The 20,958-nt window shown below is 73.7% G+C and carries 17 protein-coding genes and 1 pseudogene; 8 read left to right on the forward strand and 10 right to left on the reverse strand.

Going from position 1 to position 20,958, the window contains the following annotated elements; all coding sequences use genetic code 11:
* Positions 1-262: 262 nt before the first annotated feature.
* Both FJK98_RS02015 and acs read right to left on the reverse strand, forming a co-directional pair.
* Positions 263-3,058 carry an immune inhibitor A domain-containing protein gene (locus FJK98_RS02015; RefSeq protein WP_240762556.1) on the reverse strand — a complete coding sequence of 932 codons (2,796 nt, stop codon included), beginning with the start codon at positions 3,056-3,058 and terminating at the stop codon, positions 263-265.
* A 228-nt stretch (positions 3,059-3,286) separates the two neighbouring features.
* Positions 3,287-5,251 carry an acetate--CoA ligase gene (acs, locus tag FJK98_RS02020; RefSeq protein ID WP_145917487.1) on the reverse strand — a complete coding sequence of 655 codons (1,965 nt, stop codon included), beginning with the start codon at positions 5,249-5,251 and terminating at the stop codon, positions 3,287-3,289.
* A gap of 215 nt (positions 5,252-5,466) precedes the next feature.
* On the opposite strand from acs, the gene FJK98_RS02025 reads away from it, so the two are divergent.
* Positions 5,467-6,213, forward strand: a complete 747-nt coding sequence (locus tag FJK98_RS02025; protein ID WP_145917488.1) for an oxidoreductase — start codon at positions 5,467-5,469, stop codon at positions 6,211-6,213.
* Between the two features lie 45 nt (positions 6,214-6,258).
* On the opposite strand, the gene FJK98_RS02030 is transcribed toward FJK98_RS02025, so the two are convergent.
* From FJK98_RS02030 to FJK98_RS02050, 5 genes are all read right to left on the reverse strand, one after another.
* Positions 6,259-6,891 (reverse strand): TetR/AcrR family transcriptional regulator, encoded by a 633-nt coding sequence (locus FJK98_RS02030; protein WP_145917489.1) that lies wholly within the window; start codon positions 6,889-6,891, stop codon positions 6,259-6,261.
* The gene (locus FJK98_RS02035) at positions 6,786-8,150 is read right to left on the reverse strand and encodes a methyltransferase (protein WP_145917490.1); all 1,365 of its coding nucleotides are present in this window, start codon (positions 8,148-8,150) and stop codon (positions 6,786-6,788) included. Before FJK98_RS02035 ends, FJK98_RS02030 begins: the two co-directional genes overlap by 106 nt.
* A complete protein-coding gene (locus FJK98_RS02040) occupies positions 8,147-9,043 on the reverse strand; it encodes a hypothetical protein (protein WP_370516980.1) in 897 nt (298 codons plus the stop codon). The genes FJK98_RS02035 and FJK98_RS02040 overlap by 4 nt, the downstream gene beginning before the upstream one ends.
* Positions 9,044-9,185: 142 nt before the next feature.
* Complete coding sequence (locus FJK98_RS02045; protein WP_194823264.1) at positions 9,186-9,998, reverse strand: HAD family phosphatase; 813 nt, start codon at positions 9,996-9,998, stop codon at positions 9,186-9,188.
* A gap of 778 nt (positions 9,999-10,776) precedes the next feature.
* Entirely contained in the window at positions 10,777-11,625 is an 849-nt protein-coding gene (locus FJK98_RS02050; protein WP_168222365.1) for a hypothetical protein, read from the reverse strand.
* 432 nt (positions 11,626-12,057) lie between these two features.
* On the opposite strand from FJK98_RS02050, the gene ssd reads away from it, so the two are divergent.
* The 7 genes and pseudogenes from ssd (at position 12,058) to FJK98_RS02085 (ending at position 17,072) form a co-directional block, all read left to right on the forward strand.
* Entirely contained in the window at positions 12,058-13,161 is a 1,104-nt protein-coding gene (ssd, locus tag FJK98_RS02055; RefSeq protein ID WP_145917493.1) for a septum site-determining protein Ssd, read from the forward strand.
* A 41-nt stretch (positions 13,162-13,202) separates the two neighbouring features.
* On the forward strand, positions 13,203-14,363 hold the full coding sequence (locus FJK98_RS02060; RefSeq protein WP_228544364.1) for a TadA family conjugal transfer-associated ATPase: 1,161 nt from the start codon (positions 13,203-13,205) through the stop codon (positions 14,361-14,363).
* Entirely contained in the window at positions 14,360-15,175 is an 816-nt protein-coding gene (locus FJK98_RS02065) for a hypothetical protein (protein WP_168222366.1), read from the forward strand. Before FJK98_RS02060 ends, FJK98_RS02065 begins: the two co-directional genes overlap by 4 nt.
* Positions 15,175-15,900, forward strand: a complete 726-nt coding sequence (locus FJK98_RS02070) for a type II secretion system F family protein (protein ID WP_145917495.1) — start codon at positions 15,175-15,177, stop codon at positions 15,898-15,900. Before FJK98_RS02065 ends, FJK98_RS02070 begins: the two co-directional genes overlap by 1 nt.
* Before the next feature lie 25 nt (positions 15,901-15,925).
* Complete coding sequence (locus FJK98_RS02075) at positions 15,926-16,093, forward strand: DUF4244 domain-containing protein (protein WP_013283643.1); 168 nt, start codon at positions 15,926-15,928, stop codon at positions 16,091-16,093.
* Positions 16,090-16,434 (forward strand): annotated as a pseudogene (locus FJK98_RS02080) (TadE family type IV pilus minor pilin); the annotation flags it as partial. The gene FJK98_RS02075 and the pseudogene FJK98_RS02080, both read left to right, overlap by 4 nt.
* Positions 16,435-16,697: 263 nt before the next feature.
* Entirely contained in the window at positions 16,698-17,072 is a 375-nt protein-coding gene (locus FJK98_RS02085) for an Rv3654c family TadE-like protein (protein ID WP_145922523.1), read from the forward strand.
* 262 nt (positions 17,073-17,334) lie between these two features.
* Here FJK98_RS02085 and FJK98_RS02090 read toward each other — a convergent pair whose 3' ends face one another.
* The 3 genes from FJK98_RS02090 to FJK98_RS02100 form a co-directional block, all read right to left on the reverse strand.
* Complete coding sequence (locus FJK98_RS02090; RefSeq protein ID WP_145917496.1) at positions 17,335-17,913, reverse strand: hypothetical protein; 579 nt, start codon at positions 17,911-17,913, stop codon at positions 17,335-17,337.
* A 170-nt stretch (positions 17,914-18,083) separates the two neighbouring features.
* Positions 18,084-18,287: a hypothetical protein gene (locus FJK98_RS02095; RefSeq protein WP_088643464.1), complete on the reverse strand. Its 204-nt coding sequence runs from the start codon at positions 18,285-18,287 to the stop codon at positions 18,084-18,086.
* A 168-nt stretch (positions 18,288-18,455) separates the two neighbouring features.
* On the reverse strand, positions 18,456-20,837 hold the full coding sequence (locus FJK98_RS02100; RefSeq protein WP_145917497.1) for a DEAD/DEAH box helicase: 2,382 nt from the start codon (positions 20,835-20,837) through the stop codon (positions 18,456-18,458).
* Positions 20,838-20,958: the final 121 nt, after the last annotated feature.

Consider the following 20,958-nt stretch of genomic DNA (forward strand, 5'->3'; position numbering starts at 1 on the left):
TGGGACGGGTGGGAAGATGTCCGCGTCGATTTGTTGCAAGATTTTGATGAGAACGCTTTTCACCGTCACACACCGGATGTTCATCAACGGTCATGAGCAGCGCGGACGGCCCGACGGGGAATCGCAGTGATGTATTTCGATTGGATTGCCGTGATGCGTGAAACGGTGGGCCGGTGGCTTCTCCGCCACCGGCCCACCGTTCACCGATCAGTCAGTTACTGACCCTTACCACCGCATCGCCGGGCGTACCCGACGCGCGGCCTCAGTACTTCGCCGGAGTGATCCGGACGACCGCGTACGAGTTGTCCGGCGCGGCCGACTCGATCTTGATGGAGACCCCGTTACGGACCTTCGAGTCGGAGGGGTTGCCGGTGCCGAGCACGATCGCCCCACCGCCCAGCGTCACGCCGTAGAACTCGGTGGCCGGCGTGCCGTCCGGGTTCACCACCCGGGTGGTGTACGGCTTGTTGCCCCGCGACGGGACGACCACCGAGGCGTCGTTGTCCCGGGCGTACGGCGAGCCGTCGCGGATCTCGATGCCCGGGTACCAGCCCTTGGCGTCGTTGAAGCCCGACACCGGGCGCTGCCGCCCGAACTTCGTGCAGTACGCGCTGTACGGCTCGTCCGCCGCCTCCAGGCACTCGGTGAACGGGTACGTCGGGTTCAGCGAGAACGCCGCGTTGGACGACTGCGGCCGGCTCGGCAGGTTGTCCAGCACCGACGGGTCCTTCGCCGCCGCCTCACCGGTACGCCGCAGCGGGTCGTAGTGCGAGTCCACGATCAGCAGCCCGCCCTTGGCCCCGTAGCTGGGCAGCGCGGTCATCTGGCCGGTGACGTGGTTGACGTCGCCCAGCATCGTGTCCCGGTACCAGACCAGCATGCCCGGCGCGTTGTACGAGATCCGGTCGACCTTCCACGCCTCGTGCGAGTAGATGGTGTCGTAGGCGTACTTCAGGCCCATGTCGAAGCCGTCGAAGTTGCGCCACTCGGCCAGGTAGTACTGCGCCTTGGTCTGGGTGCCCGGGTCGATGTGCCAGCCCGCGCCGGTGGTGTCGGTGAAGGTGCCGACGCTCAGCGTCCAGCCGTTCGTGCCGCTCTCCACGTCGTCGCTGAACGTGGTGGCCCCGCCGCCGGTGACCGACAGGTCGTCGGCGAACCAGCCCCGCTCCTGGAACGCCTCGTCGGTGGCGTACCGCAGCCGCACCTGTACGGTCGTCCCGGCGAACGCCGACAGGTCGATCCAGTCGTGCCGCCAACCGGCGGTGCTGCCGGTCAGGCCGTACTTCTTGTTGCCGAAGTCGACCATGCGGCCGTTCGGGTCGGCGTAACCGTCGTTGGTGGAGACCAGCGCGCCGGACGCGTCGTAGACCTTCTGCTCGGCCCAGGTGGCCCCGCCGTCGGTGGAGACCTCCACGAACCCGTAGTCCCAGTCGTCCTCGATGACGTAGTTGTTCCACATCCAGAACTTCGCGTCGGAGGCGGCCGGGACGGCCACCTGCCGGCTGAGCTTGACGTCCGCCCACTCCTGGTCGGCGCCGCTGTACCACATGCCGGTGCCGCTGTGCGGCTGGGCGAGGGTGACCACCTTGTCCGGCAGGTCGATCTTGATGCCGTCCTGGGTGCCCACCGGGGTCCGCGAGGTCTGCCCGAGCGTCGCCGTCCGGGTCCGGGTGCCGGGGGCGATGGTCAGCGGATCGGCCCAGCCCAGCACCCACTTGTCCCAGATTCCCATGTGGGTGGGCAGGGCCTGGAAGATCTCACCGGTGTGCGAGCCGGACGCCATCAGGTCCCAGAAGTCGACGTCCGAGTCGGCGTTGCCCGAGGTGTCGTAGAGGTCCGGCAGGCCCAGGTCGTGACCGAACTCGTGGGCGAAGACGCCGACCCCGGCGTCCTCCGGCTGCACGATGTAGTTGGACACCTTCAGGTTGGTGCCGGGGATGGTGTAGCCGCCGGCGACCGTGGAGGAGTGCGCCCAGACCGCGTACACGCCCTGGTCGCCGCCGCCCCGGGACTTGCCCTGACCGGCGTGCACCAGCACCAGGTGGTCGATCACCCCGTCCGGCTCGTTGACGTTGCCGTCGCCGTCCCGGTCGCCCTGGTCCTCGATGTCGTAGTCGGCCCACGGGAAGTTCGGGTCCGCCGCGGCCAGCGCGTCGATCGCGTCGGTGGCGAGCCGCCCCGCGCCCTGCGGGTTGTCCGGGTGGCCGTTCATCGCCTGCTGCCGGCCGGCGACCCAGGCGCCCGTCTCGTCCTGGAAGCAGCGCGAGGCCGCGTACCAGCCCTCCGAGTGCGGCACGGTGATCCACGGGCTGGCCTGCCCGTCCACCGTGTACGCGCCCTTGGACATCTCCAGGTACATGTTGTGCATGGTGCGGCCGGACAGGTCGATGCCCTTCCTGCCGTCCGGTCCCTTGAGGTCCTTACGGACCCGCTCGGTGATGCCCTGCTTGGTGTAGAGCATCTTGTCGAAGTGGGCCGGGGAGAAGTCCGGCACCCACATCGAGTTGTTGTCCTCGTGCGGCAGGGTCGCCGGGTTCGGGATGTTGTTGTGCTCCGGTCCGTTCTGGACGGTGCCCGGGACGCAGGTGCGGTCCTCGAATACCGTCTTGGGGACCATCACGCCGGTGAAGTCGTCGTTGGCCTGGTCGTTGAACTCGACAAGCAGGGTGAGCAGCTTGGCCGTCTGGGTGCTCTTGGCCTTCTTGAACTTGCGCGGGCTCTGCCCGGTGCGGATCGCCCGCGCCTCGTTGCGGGCCAGCTCCCGGGCGGCCAACGGATTGCCACCGGCGAACTTGCGGTCGTACGCGCGGGCCTCGTCCGCCGCCGAGGTGAGCACCCCGTCGGCGCCCCTGACCTCCTTACCCGCGGTGTCCGGCTGCACCTCCGGCTCGGCGTAGTTGAGGTAGTGCTCGTCGGCCCCGATCCGGGTCGGCACCGCGGGCCCGACCGGCTGGGCCGAGGCGCTGCCGGCCACGGTCAGTGACGAGGCGACGAGAGCGAGGGCGGGCAACGCGACGAGTATCCGTCGACGTGCCCTGGTGGGCGGGAGAATGTTCATGCCACTCCGTTTCTCGGGCATGGGAAAGGGATCGCCGGTGAGACCTGCGTCGAGCCCAGTCGATATCGCTGAACCTAAATGAGAAGGGTTCATGCCCGGAAGGGGGCACCGGTGCGTCTGCCCGTTCAGCCCGAGTCGGCTCGGCCTACCGACCGATTCGTACCCCTAAAAAGACGGTGGGTGCCGGCCCCCGCGCGGACCGGCACCCACCGTCGGGTACGGCTGTCGTCAGTCCTCGTCGGACTTCCCACCGCTGAGCCCGGAGGAGATCAGCTCCATCACCGAGGAATCCTGGAGCGTCGTCACGTCACCCAGCGACCGGTTTTCGGCCACGTCCCGCAGCAACCGGCGCATGATCTTGCCGGAGCGGGTCTTCGGCAGCTCCGGCACCAGCATGATCTGCCGGGGCTTGGCGATCGGGCCGAGCGTCTTCGCCACGTGGTTGCGCAGCTCGGCGATGAGCTGCTCGCCCGCCTCGCCCGAGGTGTCGGCGGTGCCGCGCGGGATGGCGAACGCGACGATCGCCTGCCCGGTGGTCGGGTCCGTCGCGCCGACCACCGCCGCCTCGGCCACCGCCGGGTGCGACACCAGCGCCGACTCCACCTCGGTGGTGGAGATGTTGTGCCCGGACACCAGCATCACGTCGTCGACCCGGCCGAGCAGCCAGATGTGCCCGTCGTCGTCCTTCTTCGCCCCGTCCCCGGCGAAGTACATCCCCTCGAACCGGGACCAGTACGTCTCGATGAACCGGTTGTCGTCGCCCCAGATGGTGCGCAGCATCGACGGCCACGGCTCGCGCAGCACCAGGTAGCCACCGCCGCCGTTGGGCACCGACTGGCCCTGGTCGTCCACCACATCGGCGACGACGCCGGGCAGCGGGGTCATCGCGGAACCCGGCTTGGCCGCGGTCACCCCCGGCAACGGGGAGATCATGATCGCGCCCGTCTCGGTCTGCCACCAGGTGTCCACGATCGGCAGCTCACCCCGGCCGACGTGCTGGCGGTACCACATCCACGCCTCCGGGTTGATCGGCTCGCCGACGCTGCCCAGCAGGCGCAGCGACGACAGGTCGAAGCCCGCCGGGATGTCCTCGCCCCACTTCATCATGGTGCGGATCAGCGTCGGCGCGGTGTAGAGGATGCTCACCCGGTACTTGTCGACGATCTCCCAGAACCGGCCCTTGTGCGGGGTGTCCGGGGTGCCCTCGTACATCACCTGGGTGGCGCCGTTGGCCAGCGGCCCGTACACGATGTAGGAGTGCCCGGTGACCCAGCCGATGTCGGCGGTGCACCAGTAGACGTCGGTCTCCGGCTTCAGGTCGAACACCGCGTGCGCCGTCCACGCGGCCTGGGTGAGGTAGCCGCCGGTGGTGTGCAGGATGCCCTTCGGGCGGGCGGTGGTGCCGCTGGTGTAGAGGATGAACAGCGGGTGCTCGGCGTCGAACGGCTGCGCGACGTGCTCGGCCGACGCCGTCTCGACCGTCTCGTGCCACCAGTGGTCCCTCGCCGACCAGCCGACCTCCTCGCCGGTGCGCCGGACCACCAGCACGTGCTCGATCGACGGGCAGTTCGCCACCGCCTCGTCCACCGTCGGCTTCAGCGCCGACGGCTTGCCCCGCCGGTAGCCGCCGTCGGCGGTGATCACCACCTTGGCGTTGGCGTCGGAGATCCGGTTGCTCAACGCGTCGGCGGAGAAGCCGCCGAAGACCACGCTGTGGGTCGCGCCGATCCGGGCGCAGGCCAGCATCGCCACCGCCGCCTCGGGGACCATCGGCAGGTAGATCGCCACCCGGTCACCGGCGACCACGCCCAGGTCGGTCAGCGCGTTCGCCGCCTGGCAGGTCAGCCGGTGCAGGTCGGCGTAGGTGAGGGTGCGGGTGTCGCCCGGCTCGCCCTCCCAGTGGATCGCCACCCTGTCGCCCCGGCCGGCCTCCACGTGCCGGTCCAGGCAGTTGTACGCCACGTTGAGCTGACCGCCGACGAACCACTTCGCGAACGGCGGGTTCGACCAGTCGAGCACCTCGTCCCACGGCTTGGCCCAGGCCAACCGGCCGGCCTGCCGCTCCCAGAAGGCGAGCCGGTCCGCGCCGGCCTCGTCGTACGCGCCGGCGGTGACGTTGGCCTGGGCGGCGAGTGCGGCCGGCGGCGGGAACTGGCGCGTCTCGTTCAGCAGGTTGGCCAAGGCCTCGCTCATGCGGTGACTCCTTCGTCGGGTGACCTGCGTCTCTACCCGGCCGAGGTTAGTCCGGGCAGCTCGGGACCGCGACACCCCCGGTGCCGGCCGGCGCGCTCAGCGGCCGTCCCGGCGCGCTCGACGGCCCGCCCCTCCCACCCTGATCAGGATCGGACCCGACGCCCCGGTGGCGGGTGGCATCCGCCCCGGAGTCACCCGGTCGCTAGCGTGGCGGGGTGACCACCGATCCGCTCGCCCCGCTGCTCGCGCTCGCCGACATCGCCCCCGCCGTCGAGCGGGCCCGCGAGCGGGTCGACCAGGCGATGCGCCACCGCGCGCTGCGCCGCCACGGTGGCCAGGTCGCGGCCGAGGTCGGCCTGCGCAGCGCGGTGGCCAGCGCCGCCCTGGAGGGGTACGACCACGAGCGCGAGGCGGTCCGCGCCGGCACCGTCACCGAACCGGTGCTCCAGGGGGCGCTGCGGGTCGCCGGGGCGCTGCCCGGGCTGACCGAGCTGTGGCCGAAGGCCCCCCGGCAGGCGTTGGCCCGGCTGCACGTCCTCGCCGCCCGGGACGTGGTCGCCGAGGCCGAGCTGGGGCGTCCGGTCGCCGACCCGGTGGTGGCCGCCCGGCTCGACGGGCTGGCCGGGCTGGTCGCCGGCGGGACGACGGTCTCCCCGCTGGTCCTCGCCGCCGTGGTGCACGGCGAACTGCTCAACCTGCGGCCCTTCGCCGGCCCGTCCGGGGTGGTGGCCCGCGCCGCCGCCCGGCTGGTGCTGATGTCCCGGGGGTTCGACCCGCGTGGCCTGGTCGCCGTCGACGTCGGCCACCGGGAACGGCAACCCGAGTACGTCGGCGCGGCCGGTGCCTTCGCCACCGGCACCCCCGACGGTCTGCGCTCCTGGCTGCGGCACTACCTGAGCGCCGTCGAGGTCGGCGCGGACCAGCTCACCGTCGTCGGCGACGAGATCATCGCCGCCGCCTGACCGGTGCCGTCCACGCACCCGACCCGTCCGGTGCCGGGTGCGCGGTCAGTCCCGGCGGGTGGCCCGGTTCACCCGGGAGCGCAGCGCCCGCCGGGCGACCGGTCCGAGGTCGTCGACGATCTCGATGAGCACGGCGAGCTGGTCGAGTGCCGACATCGCCTGCTGCGCGCCCGCCCGGTCCACCCCGTCGTACAGTTCCAGCCCGACGAACGCGGCGCAGACGGCCCGGGACAGGCCGGGCACGTCCGCGATCTCGGCGAACGGTGAACCGGCGAGCAGCCGGCGCAGCACCGACTCGATCTCGTCCACCCAGAGCTTCAGCGCGGCGGCGGTGGGCGCGGCCAGCCGCTCGTCGGTCTGCGCCCCGGCCAGCAGCTGGGCCAGGAAGGAGACGTTGCCCAGCTCGCGTTCCTGCTCGTGCAGCTCCTGCCCGACGGCGAGCAGTTCCCGCAGCGAGCCCACCCCGGCCAGCCGGGCCGACCAGTGCCCGAGCCGGTCGGCGGTGCTGGCCCGGCAGGCCGCCGTCAGCAGGTCGTCGACCGTGCCGAAGTGGTAGAAGACCAGCGCCTGGTTCACCCCGGCGGCGGCGGCGATGGTGCGGGCGGACACGCCGGCGATGCCGTGCGTACGGATGGCGGTGATGGCGCCGTCCAGGAGGCGCTGCTTGGTGCCGGACATCGTCCTCCTCGTGGGCCCGCCGGATGCGGTGGTGTGATCATCGCATCGGTCACCAGCTGCGCCAGCCAGCCGACCCCGGGCAGCCGCAGGATCCAGCCGACCACCGCCCAGCCGAGGTGCAGGTGCCCGAGGGCGCGGGCGACGGCGGCCACCCCCCGTTCCGACCGGCCGTCGCCGTCGGTGTACGCCGCCCGCCACAGCACCCCCTCGGCTGCGGCGGCGGGACGGACCAGCAGGCCCACCGGGCGGCGACGGGCAACGAACCGCCAGGTCGCGGCGCACGGACCGCAGGCGTCGTCGAGGAACAGGACCGCCGCCGGCCCCACGTGGTACGGCCGCCGACGCGGCCACCAGTCCCGGACCTGCCGCCGGTACGCGCGCCACGCCCCGCCGTGCCGGCCGGCCAGGTCGTGTTCCTCGTGCGGGCGGGCCACCGCCACGCTGAAGGCGACCGCCACCGCCGCCGCCAGCACCAGCGCGGAACTGCGGGTGAGCGCGGCGGTGAGCAGCAGCAGGGCCACGGCGGCGGTCTGCATCGGGTTGGCCAGGTAGGCGTACGGCCCGGTGGTGACCAGCCGTACGGGCGGGTCCCACGGGTACGGCGTGCCGCCACCGTGGGTGACGAACTCGCGGACCGCGGCGAGCGCCGGGGCGGCCAGCACCAGCGCCACCTGGGCGAGGAGCAGCAGGACGGGCCGGGGCAGCCCGGTCACCGCCGCCCACGACCCGTCGCCGACCTCGAAGGCCAGGCTGGGGACGAGCCAGAGCAGCAGGGCGGTGAAGACCCCGACCTGGAGCAGCGTGCGCGCCGCCAGGTGCCGCCGGTCGGCACACCAGCGGCCGAGCAGTTGCGCCGGCAGGGCCACCACGAGCAGCCCGACCAGCTCCCCGACCAGCCAGTGCGGGCCGAGCCGGACCAGCGGGTGCAGCGCCGGCATGGCCACCGCGTCGACCCAGAGCAGCAGGCCCAGCGCCACCGGCACCGGGAGGGCCCGGCGTAGCAGCACGGGCAGCGGACCCCAGAGCACGGCCCAGCCGATCCACAGGTCGACCGGCATCCCCCGGTAGCTTCCCCGGACCGGGGCGAACGTGTACCAGCCGGTGCGCCGGGCCACCTCGTCGAGGGCGGCGATGCCGGTGCCGGCGGCGAGGAAGGCCAGCAGCGCCGCCGCCCGGCCGGCGCGGCTCCGGTCGACCCGGGCGGCGGCGAGCACGGCCAGCAACGGCACCGCCAGGCTGAGGTAACGGGCGGCGATCATCGCAATACCATCATGTCCAGCAGGTGTCCCGTCCCCGCGCCGAGCAGGACCTGCTGGATCGGCCCGAAGTACCAGGAGGGGTCGAGCCCCCGGGTGTAGTCCACCCGGATGCGTACCTCGGTGTGCCCCTCGTCGACGGCCCGCCAGCTCAGCGTGGCGTGCCGCCACCGGAACCAGCGCGCGGTGATCGAGCTGTCCTCGACGAACCGGAATCCGACCCGCTGCCCGTCCACCGTCTCCACCTCGGCGAGGAGGTGACCGCCGGGGCCGTGCGCGCTGCCGTGGTAGCCGAACATCCACCTGTCACCCGGGTCGAGCCCGTCCCCGCTGACCTGGCCCGGGGTGGGCACGCCGAGCAGCCGCAGCGGCACCGAGCGCACCGGTACGGGGCGGGGACCGGCGGCGAGCCGGGCGGCCACCTGGTCGGCCGGCAGGGCCACCACCCGGACCACCTCGACGGACTGGTCGGGTGCCAGCCGGGGGGCCGGCCCGCTGCCCTCCAGCCCCGGCAGGAGCAGCAACGGCACCGCGAGGACGGCGTACGAGCGGGAGGCGTCGCGCAGCGCGCGGATCAGGGCGGTGGTCCCGTGGGACACCGCGTAGACCAGTGGGGCGGCGAGGATGACGCAGACCGCCCCCTCGTGCAGCGCGACCGCCGCCAGCAGCAGGGCGACCGTGGTGACCACGAAGACCCGGCCGTGGGCGGTGCGGCCGGGCAGCAGGGCGAGCGCGGCGGCGAGGGCCGTCGGGAGCAGCACGAAGAGCAGGGCGCTGTCGGCCCGCCCGTCGTGCACGGTGGCGACGAACACCACCATGCCGAAGGCCGAGATCAGGCCGGCGAGCACCCAGTTCGCGGCGGTCCGTCGGGGCGGCGGTCGATCCGGCTCGTTCATCACTACCTCCCGTTTTTGAGCACCTGCTCAAAAACGAGCATAGGCCGATTTGAGCGATCGCTCAATCGGGGGTACGCAGAGGGGGTGCCGGGTGGCCCGGGCTGGGTCGCGGTGGGTCAGGAGGCCCGAAGGGCCGGAGTCGTCAGGCGGCCTGGACGGCGCGGGTGCGGCGGTGCCGGCCGTACCAGGCGATGCCGATCGCCACCCCGACGCCGACGCCGAGCGCCGCCGCGGCCACCGGGACCGCCGGCCGCTCCCGCAGCCGCCGGCCCAGCGGGATCGGGTGCCGGAACTCCAGCACCGGCCAGGCGTTCTCCACCGCGAGCCGGCGCAGCGCCCGGTCCGGATTGACCACGCTCGGATGCCCCACGCACTCCAGCAACGGCCGGTCACTGTACGAGTCGGAATAGGCGTACGAGTCGGCCAGGTCGTACCCCCGGGCGGCGGCCAGCTCGTTGACCGCCTCGACCTTGCTCGGACCGGCCGCGTAGAACTCCACCTCGCCGCTGTAGCGGCCGTCCTGCACGCTCATCCGGGTGGCGATCACGTCGGTCACCCCGAGCAGCGCGCCGATCGGGCGGACCATCTCCTCACCGGAAGCGGAGACCAGCACCACGTCCCGGCCGGCCGCCTGGTGCTCCTCGATCAGCGCGGCGGCCTCGGCGTACACGTAGGGGTTGATCAGCTCGTGGAGCGTCTCCGCGACGATCTGACGGACCTGTTCCACCCGCCAACCCTTGCAGAGTGCGGCGAGATAGTCCCTGGTCCTGGCCATGGTCTGCTCGTCGGTGCCGCCCAGCCGGAACATCAGCTGCGCGTACGCCGACTTCACGACGTCCCGTCGTGTGATCAGCCCGTCCCGGTAGAACGGCCGACCGAATGCCAAGGCGCTCGACTTGGCGATGACGGTCTTGTCCAGATCGAAGAAAGCGGCACTTCGGCCCACGGCGCGCAAGTCTAGTCCGATGCTCTAGGGTCGGCGGGTGCCCTGGGGCCAATACCCCACCCGACCTGCGGGAGCATTCCGACCACGAATGCTCAACGTGATCGCAGTCACACGCTCCGATCATAATTTCGCAATGAGTGGGGTCGACAACACTCGACGTGAACAGTCCGCTCGGGCAGACTTGTCCGCACGACAACGATTCATGTCGCGGAAAGCTGAGGGACCCTCGGCGGTCGCACCCCCCGTGACCGCCGGGCCGGTTCGGCTCAACCCCCCCGGAGCCGAACCCTCCGACGACCCCCGTCTCCCCCCGACGGGGGTCGTCCCTTTTCGAGGGGGTGACTGACCGGCCGGGAAGAAACAGCCCCACCCCCTGTTGCGGGAACGGGGCGCGGGGCTGCTTTGCTAGCGAATCGTCGCTCCTGTCGTGGTGGCGAATCCGGTCACGACGACAGCGACTACGGGGTCGGGCTCCGGCGCGTACGCCGGGTCGACGCGGCCGTGGCCCTCGTCGCCCCCGCTGTCCGGCCCTTCAAAGTCCCGGCCCCGACGGGTTACAGTCAAGCCGACTCCTTCCGTTGCGCGCGGTCGGGTCGAATGCGGCGTCCGGTTGCAGCCGGGCGCCGCTGTGCTGTGGCGGCGCTGTGCCGATCGACCGGTCAAGCATCCCGCGTGCGGTGGCATAGCACAAGGTCTGCGATTTGTCTGTCAGGTGGCTGACAGTCGGTCCACCGAAGAGGCCCTGCTCAGCGGCTGTCCGCAGGAGACGCGGAAGCGGGCGACCGGGTTACCGCACGACCGCCCGCATCGTCGTCCGGGCGGGCAGGAAACAGGCCAGCGCGCGGCCGTGCCGGTCGGTGACCACCCACGGGTGCCCCACGTACGTCTGCTGGCGGTAGGACCGGCCGGCGTCGAGCACCTTGTACTGCCGGCGCTGCCCCTGGTAGTCGAGCCAGTAGACGACGACCCGCGAACTGCGGGCGTTGACGAACTCGATGTACGTCGAGGGACCGTTCGAACTGGACCGCAGCGAGTGTTCCTGCCAGCCCGGCAGCGCGGTCAACTCGGCCGGTCCGGGCGGGTTCGTCGGCGGCTTCGGCGTGGGGCGGGGCGCGCTGGTCGTCGGGGCCGGCCGGGGTGGCGTGGTGGTCGCGGCGGGGCGGGACGTCGTACCCGTGGCGGGTCGGTGTGGCTGGCGGGGCGGTGCCGGGGGCGGCGCGACCGGGGTTGCGGCGCGGGTGGCCAGCGAGGCCGGGGCGCGCGAGTAGTCGGCGACCGGGGTGGGGCTCTCCACGGCCGCGAGATCCGGGCGGTCGGCGATCCACGAGGGCGTCATCGGGAGGGCGGCATCGTCCCGCTTCGGCCCGGACCACAGTGGTGACAGAGCCAGGACGAGGCTGGTGACCAGGCCGAACGCCACTCCGGCCAACAGCAGGGTCCGTCCGATGCCGGCGGGTTCGACGGCGTGCACGGGGGACGGCAACGGGTCGCCCGGTGACCCGGAAGCCGGGACGTCGATCAGATGCCGACCGGCCGGGGGGACGAGGTACGGCGGCAGCGTCTGGCGGTACCGGGGTGCCGGCAGCCAGCCACCGATGCGCAGGGTGGGGGGTGTTTCGTCGGATGAGTCGGCCATGGCCCCGTTTCCGAGAGCGGCGGATGCCACCTTCGCGGTGGCGGTCACGATTATCGGCGTACGACGCGGTATGCCGTCAATCACTCGGGCGGGGTGAACGGGACATTTTTTCGCGTTCCTCCTCGGGACGGCACCGGTGATGCCGGCGTCGTTCGGCCGTCCCGGCCCGCCGGGCGGCGCGCTGAAGATGCCTCCGGTGCTGGTCAACCCCCTCCGGCCGGGTCGACGGAAGCGTCGAAAGGGCGACCGGGGAGACCCCGACGGCCAGCGGGGCCCGCGATTCCACCACCGACGCGGCATAACAGATCACCGGCGGTGCCGGGGGTTGTCCACAGCCCGTCCCGTTGTCCACAGGTGAGGCGGCGCGGACGGCACGGAGGGGATACGACGGCGCAGGGTCTGTCCCAGCAACCCCGAGCGCTGGAGGCCGTGATGCCACCCCGTACCTCCCTTCCGCCGTACCGACGACTGCCGCTGCTGGTCACCGCCGACGGTGACCTCCTCGACGAGTTGCTGCGGCTCGCCGCAGCGGGCGGCACCGAGGTGGAGGTGGCTGCCGATCCCGCCGCCGCCCGGTCCCGCTGGCTTCCCGCGCCCCTGGTCCTCGTCGGCAACGACCAGGCCCAGGCCTGCCTGCGGGCCCGGTTGCCCCGACGGCCCCGGACGGTGCTGGTCGGACGGTCGGGGGAACTCGACCCGGGCTGGGAGATCGCCGAGTTGATCGGTGCCGAGCACGTCGCCACCCTGCCCGCCGCCGAACCGTGGCTGGTCGACCGGTTCACCGAGTGCGCGCCCGGCGGCGAACCGGCGACCCCGGCCCGAACGGTCGCCGTGCTCGGCGGCCGGGGAGGGGCCGGGGCGAGCGTCCTCGCAGGTGGCCTGGCTGTCACCGCCGCCCGCGCCCACCTGCGGACCCTGCTGGTCGACGCGGACCCGCTCGGCGGTGGGCTCGACCTGGTGCTCGGCTGGGAGGACCTGGACGGGCTGCGCTGGCCGTCGCTCACCGACGCCGACGGTCGGGTCGACGCGCCCGCCCTGGTCCGCGCCCTGCCGCACCGGGGCGACCTGGTCGTCCTCTCCTGGGACCGGGGCGAGCCGCTGGCCCTGCCCGCCCCGGCGATGGCCGCCACCCTCGACGCCGCCCGCCGGGGCCGGGACTTCGTCGTCGTCGACCTGCCACGCCAGCTCGACGACGCGGCCGTGCTCGCCCTCCAGGCCGCCGACCAGGCGTACGTGGTGGTGCCCGCCGAGCTGCGGGCGACCGCTGCGGCGGCCCGGGTGGTCGCGGCGACGGCCCCGCACTGCGCCGCCCTGGGGGTGATCGTCCGGGGTCCCGCTCCGGGCCGGCTGCGGGCGGCCGAGGTGGCCCGTGCCCTCGGGCTGCCGCTCGCCGGCACGCTGCGCCCCGAACCGGCCCTGTGCCGGGGGCTGGAACGCGGCGAGGCACCGGCCGCCGCCGGTCGGGGACCGCTCGCCGCGCTCTGCCGCCACCTGGTCACCGAACTGACCGGGCTGCCCGTGCCGGGTGCGGCGTGACCGGGCGGCCCGAGGAGTTCGCCGCCCGGGTCCGGCAGCGGATGGCCGACACGACGACGCCGGTCACCCCGGCGGCGATCGTCTCCGCCGTACGCGCCGAACCGTCCGCCGCCGTCCTCGGTGACACCGCCGTGCTGCGGATCGCCGACCGGGTGCACGACGACCTGGTGGGTGCCGGGCCGCTCGCCCCGCTGCTCGCCGATCCCGAGGTGACCGACGTGCTCGTGAACGGGCTCCGGGTCTGGGTCGACCGGGGTGCCGGGCTGCACCAGGTGGCGGTGCCGCTCGGCACGGTCGACGACGTACGCCGGCTGGCCCAACGGCTCACCGCCGCCGCCGGGCGTCGGCTCGACGACGGCTCGCCCTGCGCGGACGCCCGACTGCCCGACGGTACGCGTCTGCACGCCGTGCTGCCTCCGGTGGCGACCGACGGACCCTACCTGTCGCTGCGCACCTTCCGGCACCGGCCGTTCACCCTGGACGAACTGGTCCAGCAGGGCACCGTGCCGCAGCCGGTGGCCCCGGTGCTTGCTGCGGTGGTGGCCGCCCGGCTGGCCTACCTGGTCACCGGCGGCACCGGCTCGGGCAAGACCACCCTTCTCAACACCATGCTCGGCCTGGTGCCGACGACGGAACGCATCGTGCTGGTCGAGGACGCGGCCGAACTGCACCCGGTGCACCCGCACGTGGTGGGTCTCCAGGCCCGGACGGCCAATGTGGAGGGCGCGGGCGTGATCGGGTTGAGCGAGCTGGTCCGGCAGGCGCTGCGGATGCGTCCCGACCGGCTGGTCGTCGGTGAGTGCCGGGGTGCCGAGGTGGTCGATCTGTTGGCCGCGCTCAACACCGGGCACGACGGAGGAGCGGGCACCCTGCACGCCAACACCCCGGCCGACGTGCCGGCCCGGCTGGAGGCGCTCGGGTTGCTCGGCGGACTGCCCCGCGCGGCGCTGCACGCGCAGGTCACCGCCGCCCTTCAGGTGCTGGTCCAGGTGCGTCGGGGCCCCGACGGCCGGCTGCTGGAGTCGATCTGTCTGCTGCTGGCCGAGGGCCCCGACCGGCTGGTGTCGGTGGTACCCGCCTGGGTACGCGGGCAGGGCGTCGGCCCGGCCGGGTCCGCTCTCGCGATCCTGCTCCGCGATCGGGGAGTTCCTGTCCCGCCCCTGCTGCGGGCACCCCGACCTGGTCCGACGGAGCGGGCATGACGCCGCCGTTGTGGCTGGTCGCAACCCTCCTGACCGGTGCGGCCCTGGTGGTCGCCTGGCCGGTACGCAGCAGTCGACGCCGACGCCACGGCGTGCTCCCCGCACCGCGACGCCCCGGGCCGGAGCCCGGCACCCCCCACCGGTCGGCCCCCGGGCGACGACTCCTGCACCGGCTGGTGTCCGGTCCGCCGAGGCGGGCCCTGCTGCTGGCCGGTCTCGTCGGTGCCGGTACGGGTGGCCTCGCCGCCGGGCCGGTCGCCGCCGTCCTCCTGGCCGGCTACGGGATGCTCGGGGCGCGTGCCGTGCACCGGCGGCGGCTGGCCGGGCAGGTCGGCCGGGAACGACGCCACCACCTGGACCGGCTGGGGGCGCTCGCCGCCGACCTGCGGGCCGGCCTGCCCGTCCCCGGTGACACCGCGCCGAACCAGGAACCCGGAGCGGCGCGACCGGACGACGACCCGGCCGGGACGGACCGGCTCGCCCGGCTGACCCGGTCGGCGGTCCGGCTCGCCGACCGGACCGGAGCGCCCCTTGCCGAACTCCTGGAACGCGTCGAGGCCGACGCGCGGGCGTTCGACCGGGGACTGGCCGGGGCCGCCGCCCAGGCGGCCGGGGCCAACGCCACCGCGCTGCTGCTGGCCGCGCTTCCGCTCGGTGGCATCGCTCTCGGCTACGGCATCGGCGTCGATCCGCTGGCGGTGCTGCTGCACACCCCGGTCGGTGCCGGGTGTGCCCTCGTCGCGATGGGCCTTCAGGCCGGCGGGTTGCTCTGGGCCGAGCGGCTGGGTGCCGTCCCCGGCGGGGGCGGGTGATGTCCCCGGCGCACCTGTCGGCCGGTTGCCTGGTCCTGGCCGCGCTGCTGGTCGCGGTACGCGGCAACCGGGCCGGCCGGCGGTGGAACGTCCTGACCGGCCGGCGCGCCGACCGGAGCCGGCCGGGCTGGTGGCCGGACCGGACACGACTCGGGGCCGTCCTGGCGGGCCTGGCGGTCCTGCTGCTGGTGGGCGGTTGGCCCGGGGCGCTGGGCGGTGCGGTGACCGCCCCGGTGGCGGACCGGTTGCTGCGCCGGATCACCCCGCCTGCGGTACGGGAGCGTCGGTTGCGGGAGGCCGCCGACCTGCCGCTCGCCGCTGACCTGCTGGCGGCGGCGATGCGGGCCGGCGCACCGGTCGACCGGTCGGTGCTCGCGGTGGCCGACGCGTTGGACGGCCCACTGGCCGTCCGACTCGCTCGGATCGGGCGGACGCTGCTGCTCGGAGGTGAACCGTCGGAGGCGTGGGCACACCTGGCACCGGTGCCCGGGGCGGACCGGGTGGTGGCCGCCGCACTGCGCTCGTCCCGCAGCGGCGCGGCGTTGGCCGGTGCCCTCAGCCGCGTCGCCGACGACCTGCGGGCCGACCGCTCCACGGCGGCGGAGGCGTCCGCCCGACGGGCCGGCGTGCTGATCGTGTTGCCGCTGGGCCTGTGCTTCCTGCCGGCCTTCATTCTCGCCGGCCTGGTGCCGGTGATCGTCGCCGTCCTCGGCGACGTGCTGTGACCCAACATCGAGAAAGGAACGAGCGATGCGCAAACTCCTCACCCGGCTGCGCGGGGACGCGGGGATGAACACCGCTGAGTACGCCGTGGGCACTCTCGCCGCCGTCGCCTTCGCGGGCATCCTGCTCAAGGTGCTCACCTCGGGCAACGTGCAGTCGGCGCTGACGGCCGTCATCGACCGGGCGTTGAAGTGAGACCGCGCCGGCCGGCCGGTCGGGACCGGGGCTCGTTCACCGCCGAACTGGCGACCGGCCTGCCGGCGCTGCTTCTGCTCCTGTTCGCCGGAATCACCGCCGTCGACGCGGTCACCACGAAGGCGGCCTGCCTGGACGCGGCCCGGGAAGCGGCGCTCGCCGCCTCCCGGGGCGAGGACGGGACCGACGCGGGCACCCGGATCGCACCCGAGTCGGCGGTCGTCTCGATCGCTGTCCACGAGGGGCGGGTCGTCGCGACGGTCCGCGCCCCCGTCCGTGCGCTCGGTGCCCGGCTGCCCCGACTCACCGTCAGGGCCGACACGGTCGCCGCCGTCGAACCCGGCGCGCCACAGCCCGGAACACCGGAACTGGGCACACGGGAGTTGGGCACACCGGAGGCGGGTGCACCGGAACCGGGCCCACCGCGACCGGACGCACCCCAGCCAGGCACACCGCAACCTGGCGCACCGGAACCGGACGCGTCATCCCCGGACACGCCCGCTCCGGGCGGACCCGGGGAGGGCAGGCCGGGAACCGGCTCGTGAACCGCGAATGCCGGCCCGAGCACGCGACCCGCCGGGCCAGGGTGACGGGTCCCGAGGGGATGGTGCCCGAGGGGATGGGGCCCGGTGGCGTCGCCGACCGGGGTGGGGCCACCGTGCTGCTGCTCGCCATCGGCCTGGTCTTCGTGCTGGTCGGGCTGTTCGGGGCGGCGATCGGCGCGGCCCGACTGGCGCGGCACCAGGCCCGGGTCGCCGCCGACTTCGGTGCCCTGGCGGGGGCCGGCGCGGTGCCGCAGGGTGCCGGCGCGGCCTGTGCGACCGCCGACGAGTTCGTCCGCGTCAACGCCGCCCGGCTGGTCACCTGCCGGGCGGACGGGCTCGACGTGGTGGTGACGGTCGAGGTTGCGGTCACCCCGCTACCGGGGCTGCGGCGGCACGCCACCGCCACCGCCCGCGCCGGCCCGGTCCGGAGCTGACCTGCCGGAGCGCCGGCCCGGCCCGGCTGAGACCGGCCGGCTCAGGCCGGCCCGCCCCGGAACAAGGCGGCCCGCCCCGGAACAAGGCGGCCCGCCCCGGAACAAGGCGGCCCGCCCCGGAACAAGGCGGCCCGCCCCGGAACAAGGCGGCCCGCCCCGGAACAAGGCGGCCCGCCCCGGAACAAGGCGGCCCGCCCCGGAACAAGGCGGGCCGGCCAACCCCGGATCAGGGCGGGCCGGCCCGAAATGGGGCTGCGGTGGCTCAGCGGCCCTGGAGCGCGTCCAGGCCGATGGCCATGGCAATCACCAGTCGCCTGTCGATCTGCGGGTGCGGCACCTCGACGACGTAACGGTCCCGCAGGCCCCACTTCTTGATCACCGAGAAGACCGGCTGACCACCGGCGGTGAAGTCGAAGTGGTACGGCAGCCACGACAGCGAGTCGACGAACCGGCGGAGCAGCGCGACCGGCATGCTGCGCTCCTGGCCGGTGATCGGCGGCAGGCCGGCCTGCTCGACGTGCCAGGTCGAGCGGAGCAGCGACTGGGCGAAGTCCTTGCGGAACAGCCCGATCGGTGTGCCGGCGTGGTCGGTCACGTCGTACGTGGCACCGAGGTCGAGCCGCTGACGGGCCTTGAAACCGAGCAGCGGGTGCTGCTTGGAGTCGTCGGAGTAGATGGTGACCTGCTCCTTGAAGGCGAGCCGCTTCTGCTGCGCGAACGCCAGCAACTCGCCCTCGGTGCCGTCCGTCGCCACCGCCCGGACCTCGTACTGGTTGACCATCATCCGAATGCGCTGCCGGACGTGGAACTGGTGCTGTGCCTGCAAACTGTCCAACTGCATGAGAACTCCTCCGAAGGGTGCGCCGGAGTCTCGCACAACCCCACGGTCAGCGCCCGCCGTCGGCCGCCCCCGTCAGTGCCGCCGTCGCCGGTCGGCCCCCGCCGGTCAGCGCCCGCCGTTGGCCATCGGCCACCCCGTCAGCGCCCGCCGTTGCCGGTCGGCCGCCGCCGTCAGCGTCCGTCGGCGGTCGCCTTGAGCGCCCAGGTGTTGAGCACCTGGTGGATGCCCCGCAGCCGCTCGTTGATCTGGTCGAGGCGTTCCGCCTGGGCCAGGCTGGCCAGGGCGGCACCCAGCGCGATCAACTGGTCGGGGGTGAGATTGTCCTGGTCGATCGTGTAGAGCAGGTCGACGGTCTCGGCGATGGTGTCGGCCACGGCTTCTCCTCCGGGTCGGCATGAACGGCGGGGTGGGCGCTGGGAGGGCACTTTCGATTATCGATGGAAGCGCTCCCATGCATCAATGCCCAGATGTCGTTCCGCTCAAGCACGATCCCGGGAGTCAATGGCGGCCACCCCACGACGCGACCGCCGGCCGGGTCTCCGTCACCTGTCGGCCGGGCCCGGCTGGGCGGGCGCGGCGGCGACTGCGGGCAGGTTGGCCAGGACCACGTCGAGGACCCGGACCGCGCCCGACTTGGACAGCGGGTTGTTGCCGTTGCCGCACTTCGGGGACTGGACGCAGGACGGGCAGCCCGACTCGCAGCCGCACTCGACGACGGCGTCCCGGGTCGCGCCCAGCCAGGCCGCCGCCGTCCGGTAGGCCCGCTCGGCGAAGCCGGCCCCGCCGGGGTGGCCGTCGTAGACGAACACGGTGGGCGCCTCGGTGTCCGGGTGCAGGGCGGTGGACAGCCCGCCGATGTCCCACCGGTCGCAGGTGGCCATCAGCGGCAGCAACCCGATCGCGGCGTGCTCGGCGGCGTGCAGGGCTCCGGGCACGTCCGCCGGCTCGACGCCGGCCGCCGCCAGCGACTGCGGGGAGAGCGTGAACCAGACCGCGACGGTCCGCAGCTCCCGGGCCGGCAGGTCCAGCGGGCGGGTGTCGATCACCTCGCCGGAGGCGATCCGGCGACGCTGGTACGAGACCACCTGACTGGTGACGTCCACCTCGCCGAGGAAAAGCCCTACCGGTCCGGCGTCCCGGTAGGAGCGGACCGACACCACCGAGAGCGAGGTGACGTCCCGGGCGTGGGTGGACCAGTCCGGCTCCTCGGCGTGGACCAGCGCGCACCCGTCGTCGAGGTCCAACGCGTCGACCACGTACGAGACGCCCTGGTGCAGGTAGACCGCCCCGGGGTGGACGAGGAAGTGCGCCGACCCGCCGTCGACGGTGCCGAGCAGCCGCCCGGTGGACGCCTCCACCACGCAGACCGGTGCGCCGCCCTCGCCGCGCAGGTCGATCTCGGGGCGTTCCCGGTGCCGCCAGTACCAGCCGGTGGGCCGCTGCCGCAGGTCACCGGCCTGCACCAGCTCGTCGACGGCCTCCTTCGCCCCGTCGCCGAACAGTTCCAGGTCGGCCGGGGTGAGCGGGGACTCGGCGGCGGCGCAGGCGAGCTGCGGGGTGAGCACGTACGGGTTGGCCGGGTCGAGCACCGTCGCCTCGACCGGGCGGCCGAACAGCGCCTCCGGGTGGTGCACCAGGTAGGTGTCGAGCGGGTCGTCCCGGGCCACCAGCACGGCGAGCGCCTCGTCCCCGGAGCGCCCGGCCCGGCCGGCCTGCTGCCACAGCGACGCCCGGGTGCCCGGCCAGCCGCAGATCAGCACCGCGTCCAGCCCGACCAGGTCGACGCCGAGTTCCAGCGCGTTGGTGGAGGCCAGCCCCAGCAGGTCGCCGTGGAGCAGGGCCCGTTCCAGTTTCCGGCGTTCCTCCTTGAGGTAGCCGGCCCGGTAGGCGGCCACCCGGTCGCCGAGGCCGGGCACCGCCTCGTCCAGCGCCCGGCGGGCGTTCGCGGCGACCACCTCCGCGCCGCGTCGGGACCGGACGAAGGCGAGCGTGCGTACCCCCTCGGCGACGGTGTCGGCGAGCAGGTCGGCGGTCTCCCGCAGCGCCGACCGGCGGACCTGGGTCAGGTCGTCGGCGACGGCCTCGACGTCGGCGGGCGGCGGCAGCAGCGGCGGTTCCCAGAGCGCGAAGGTGACCCCGCCGCGCGGTGAGGTGTCCTCGGTGACGGCGGTGACGGGCACGCCGGTGAGCCGCCCGGCGGTCGCCGCCGGGTCACCCGACGTCGCCGACGCGAGCAGGAACACGGGGGTACGGCCGAACTGGGCGCACCGGCGGCGCAGCCGTCGCAGCACGTGCGCCACGTGCGAGCCGAAGACGCCCCGGTAGGTGTGGCACTCGTCGACGACCACGTACGTCAGCCGGCGCAGGAATCCCGACCAGTGGGTGTGGCCGGGGAGGAGGCCGTGGTGCAGCATGTCCGGGTTGGTGAGCACGAACCGGGAGTGCCGGCGGATCCACTCCCGTTCGGTGCGCGGGGTGTCCCCGTCGTAGGTGGCGGGGCGTACCCCGTCGAGGTCGAGGCCGGCGACGGCGCGGAGCTGGTCGGCGGCCAGCGCCTTGGTGGGGGCCAGGTAGAGCACCGTGGCCCGGGGGTCGGCCAGCAGCGTGGCCAGCGTCGGGAGCTGGTACGCCAGGGACTTGCCGGACGCGGTGCCGGTGGCCACGACGACGTGCCGCCCGGCGTACGCCAGCTCGGCGGCCTCGGCCTGGTGCCGCCACGGGGCGAGTACGCCGCGCCGGGCGAACGCCGCCCGCAGTTCCTCGGGGGCCCACTGCGGCCAGGGGGCCTGCTGCCCGGCGCGGGCCGGCACCCGCTCGACGTGGGTGACCGGGTCGACCGGATGGCGGGTGCGCAGCCGGTGCAGCAGCTCGGCCGGGCCTCGCCCGGTGCCGGGGCCTGCGGTCGCGGTGGCTGCGGGGTTCACGTCCTGCACTCTCGCACTGGTGTTCGGTGCTGAACAACCGGGCCGGTGGGTATGGAGGAGCCGCCGCCGGTGACCTCGCCGGGCCGTCCGGCGGGGATGGTTAGATGCCCAGGAGAGTTTA

This window comes from Micromonospora sp. HM134, from assembly GCF_007833915.1.
Lineage (GTDB): Bacteria > Actinomycetota > Actinomycetes > Mycobacteriales > Micromonosporaceae > Micromonospora > Micromonospora wenchangensis.

What these genes read in the sequence shown, in the direction of transcription:
- FJK98_RS02015 (WP_240762556.1), bottom strand. Translation starts at nt 3,058, where the DNA reads ATGAACATTCTCCCGCCCACCAGGGCACGTCGACGGATACTCGTCGCG.
- acs (WP_145917487.1), bottom strand. Translation starts at nt 5,251, where the DNA reads ATGAGCGAGGCCTTGGCCAACCTGCTGAACGAGACGCGCCAGTTCCCG.
- FJK98_RS02030 (WP_145917489.1), bottom strand. Translation starts at nt 6,891, where the DNA reads ATGTCCGGCACCAAGCAGCGCCTCCTGGACGGCGCCATCACCGCCATC.
- FJK98_RS02035 (WP_145917490.1), bottom strand. Translation starts at nt 8,150, where the DNA reads ATGATCGCCGCCCGTTACCTCAGCCTGGCGGTGCCGTTGCTGGCCGTG.
- FJK98_RS02040 (WP_370516980.1), bottom strand. Translation starts at nt 9,043, where the DNA reads ATGAACGAGCCGGATCGACCGCCGCCCCGACGGACCGCCGCGAACTGG.
- FJK98_RS02050 (WP_168222365.1), bottom strand. Translation starts at nt 11,625, where the DNA reads ATGGCCGACTCATCCGACGAAACACCCCCCACCCTGCGCATCGGTGGC.
- ssd (WP_145917493.1), top strand. Translation starts at nt 12,058, where the DNA reads ATGCCACCCCGTACCTCCCTTCCGCCGTACCGACGACTGCCGCTGCTG.
- FJK98_RS02060 (WP_228544364.1), top strand. Translation starts at nt 13,203, where the DNA reads ATGGCCGACACGACGACGCCGGTCACCCCGGCGGCGATCGTCTCCGCC.
- FJK98_RS02065 (WP_168222366.1), top strand. Translation starts at nt 14,360, where the DNA reads ATGACGCCGCCGTTGTGGCTGGTCGCAACCCTCCTGACCGGTGCGGCC.
- FJK98_RS02070 (WP_145917495.1), top strand. Translation starts at nt 15,175, where the DNA reads ATGTCCCCGGCGCACCTGTCGGCCGGTTGCCTGGTCCTGGCCGCGCTG.
- FJK98_RS02075 (WP_013283643.1), top strand. Translation starts at nt 15,926, where the DNA reads ATGCGCAAACTCCTCACCCGGCTGCGCGGGGACGCGGGGATGAACACC.
- FJK98_RS02085 (WP_145922523.1), top strand. Translation starts at nt 16,698, where the DNA reads ATGGTGCCCGAGGGGATGGGGCCCGGTGGCGTCGCCGACCGGGGTGGG.
- FJK98_RS02090 (WP_145917496.1), bottom strand. Translation starts at nt 17,913, where the DNA reads ATGCAGTTGGACAGTTTGCAGGCACAGCACCAGTTCCACGTCCGGCAG.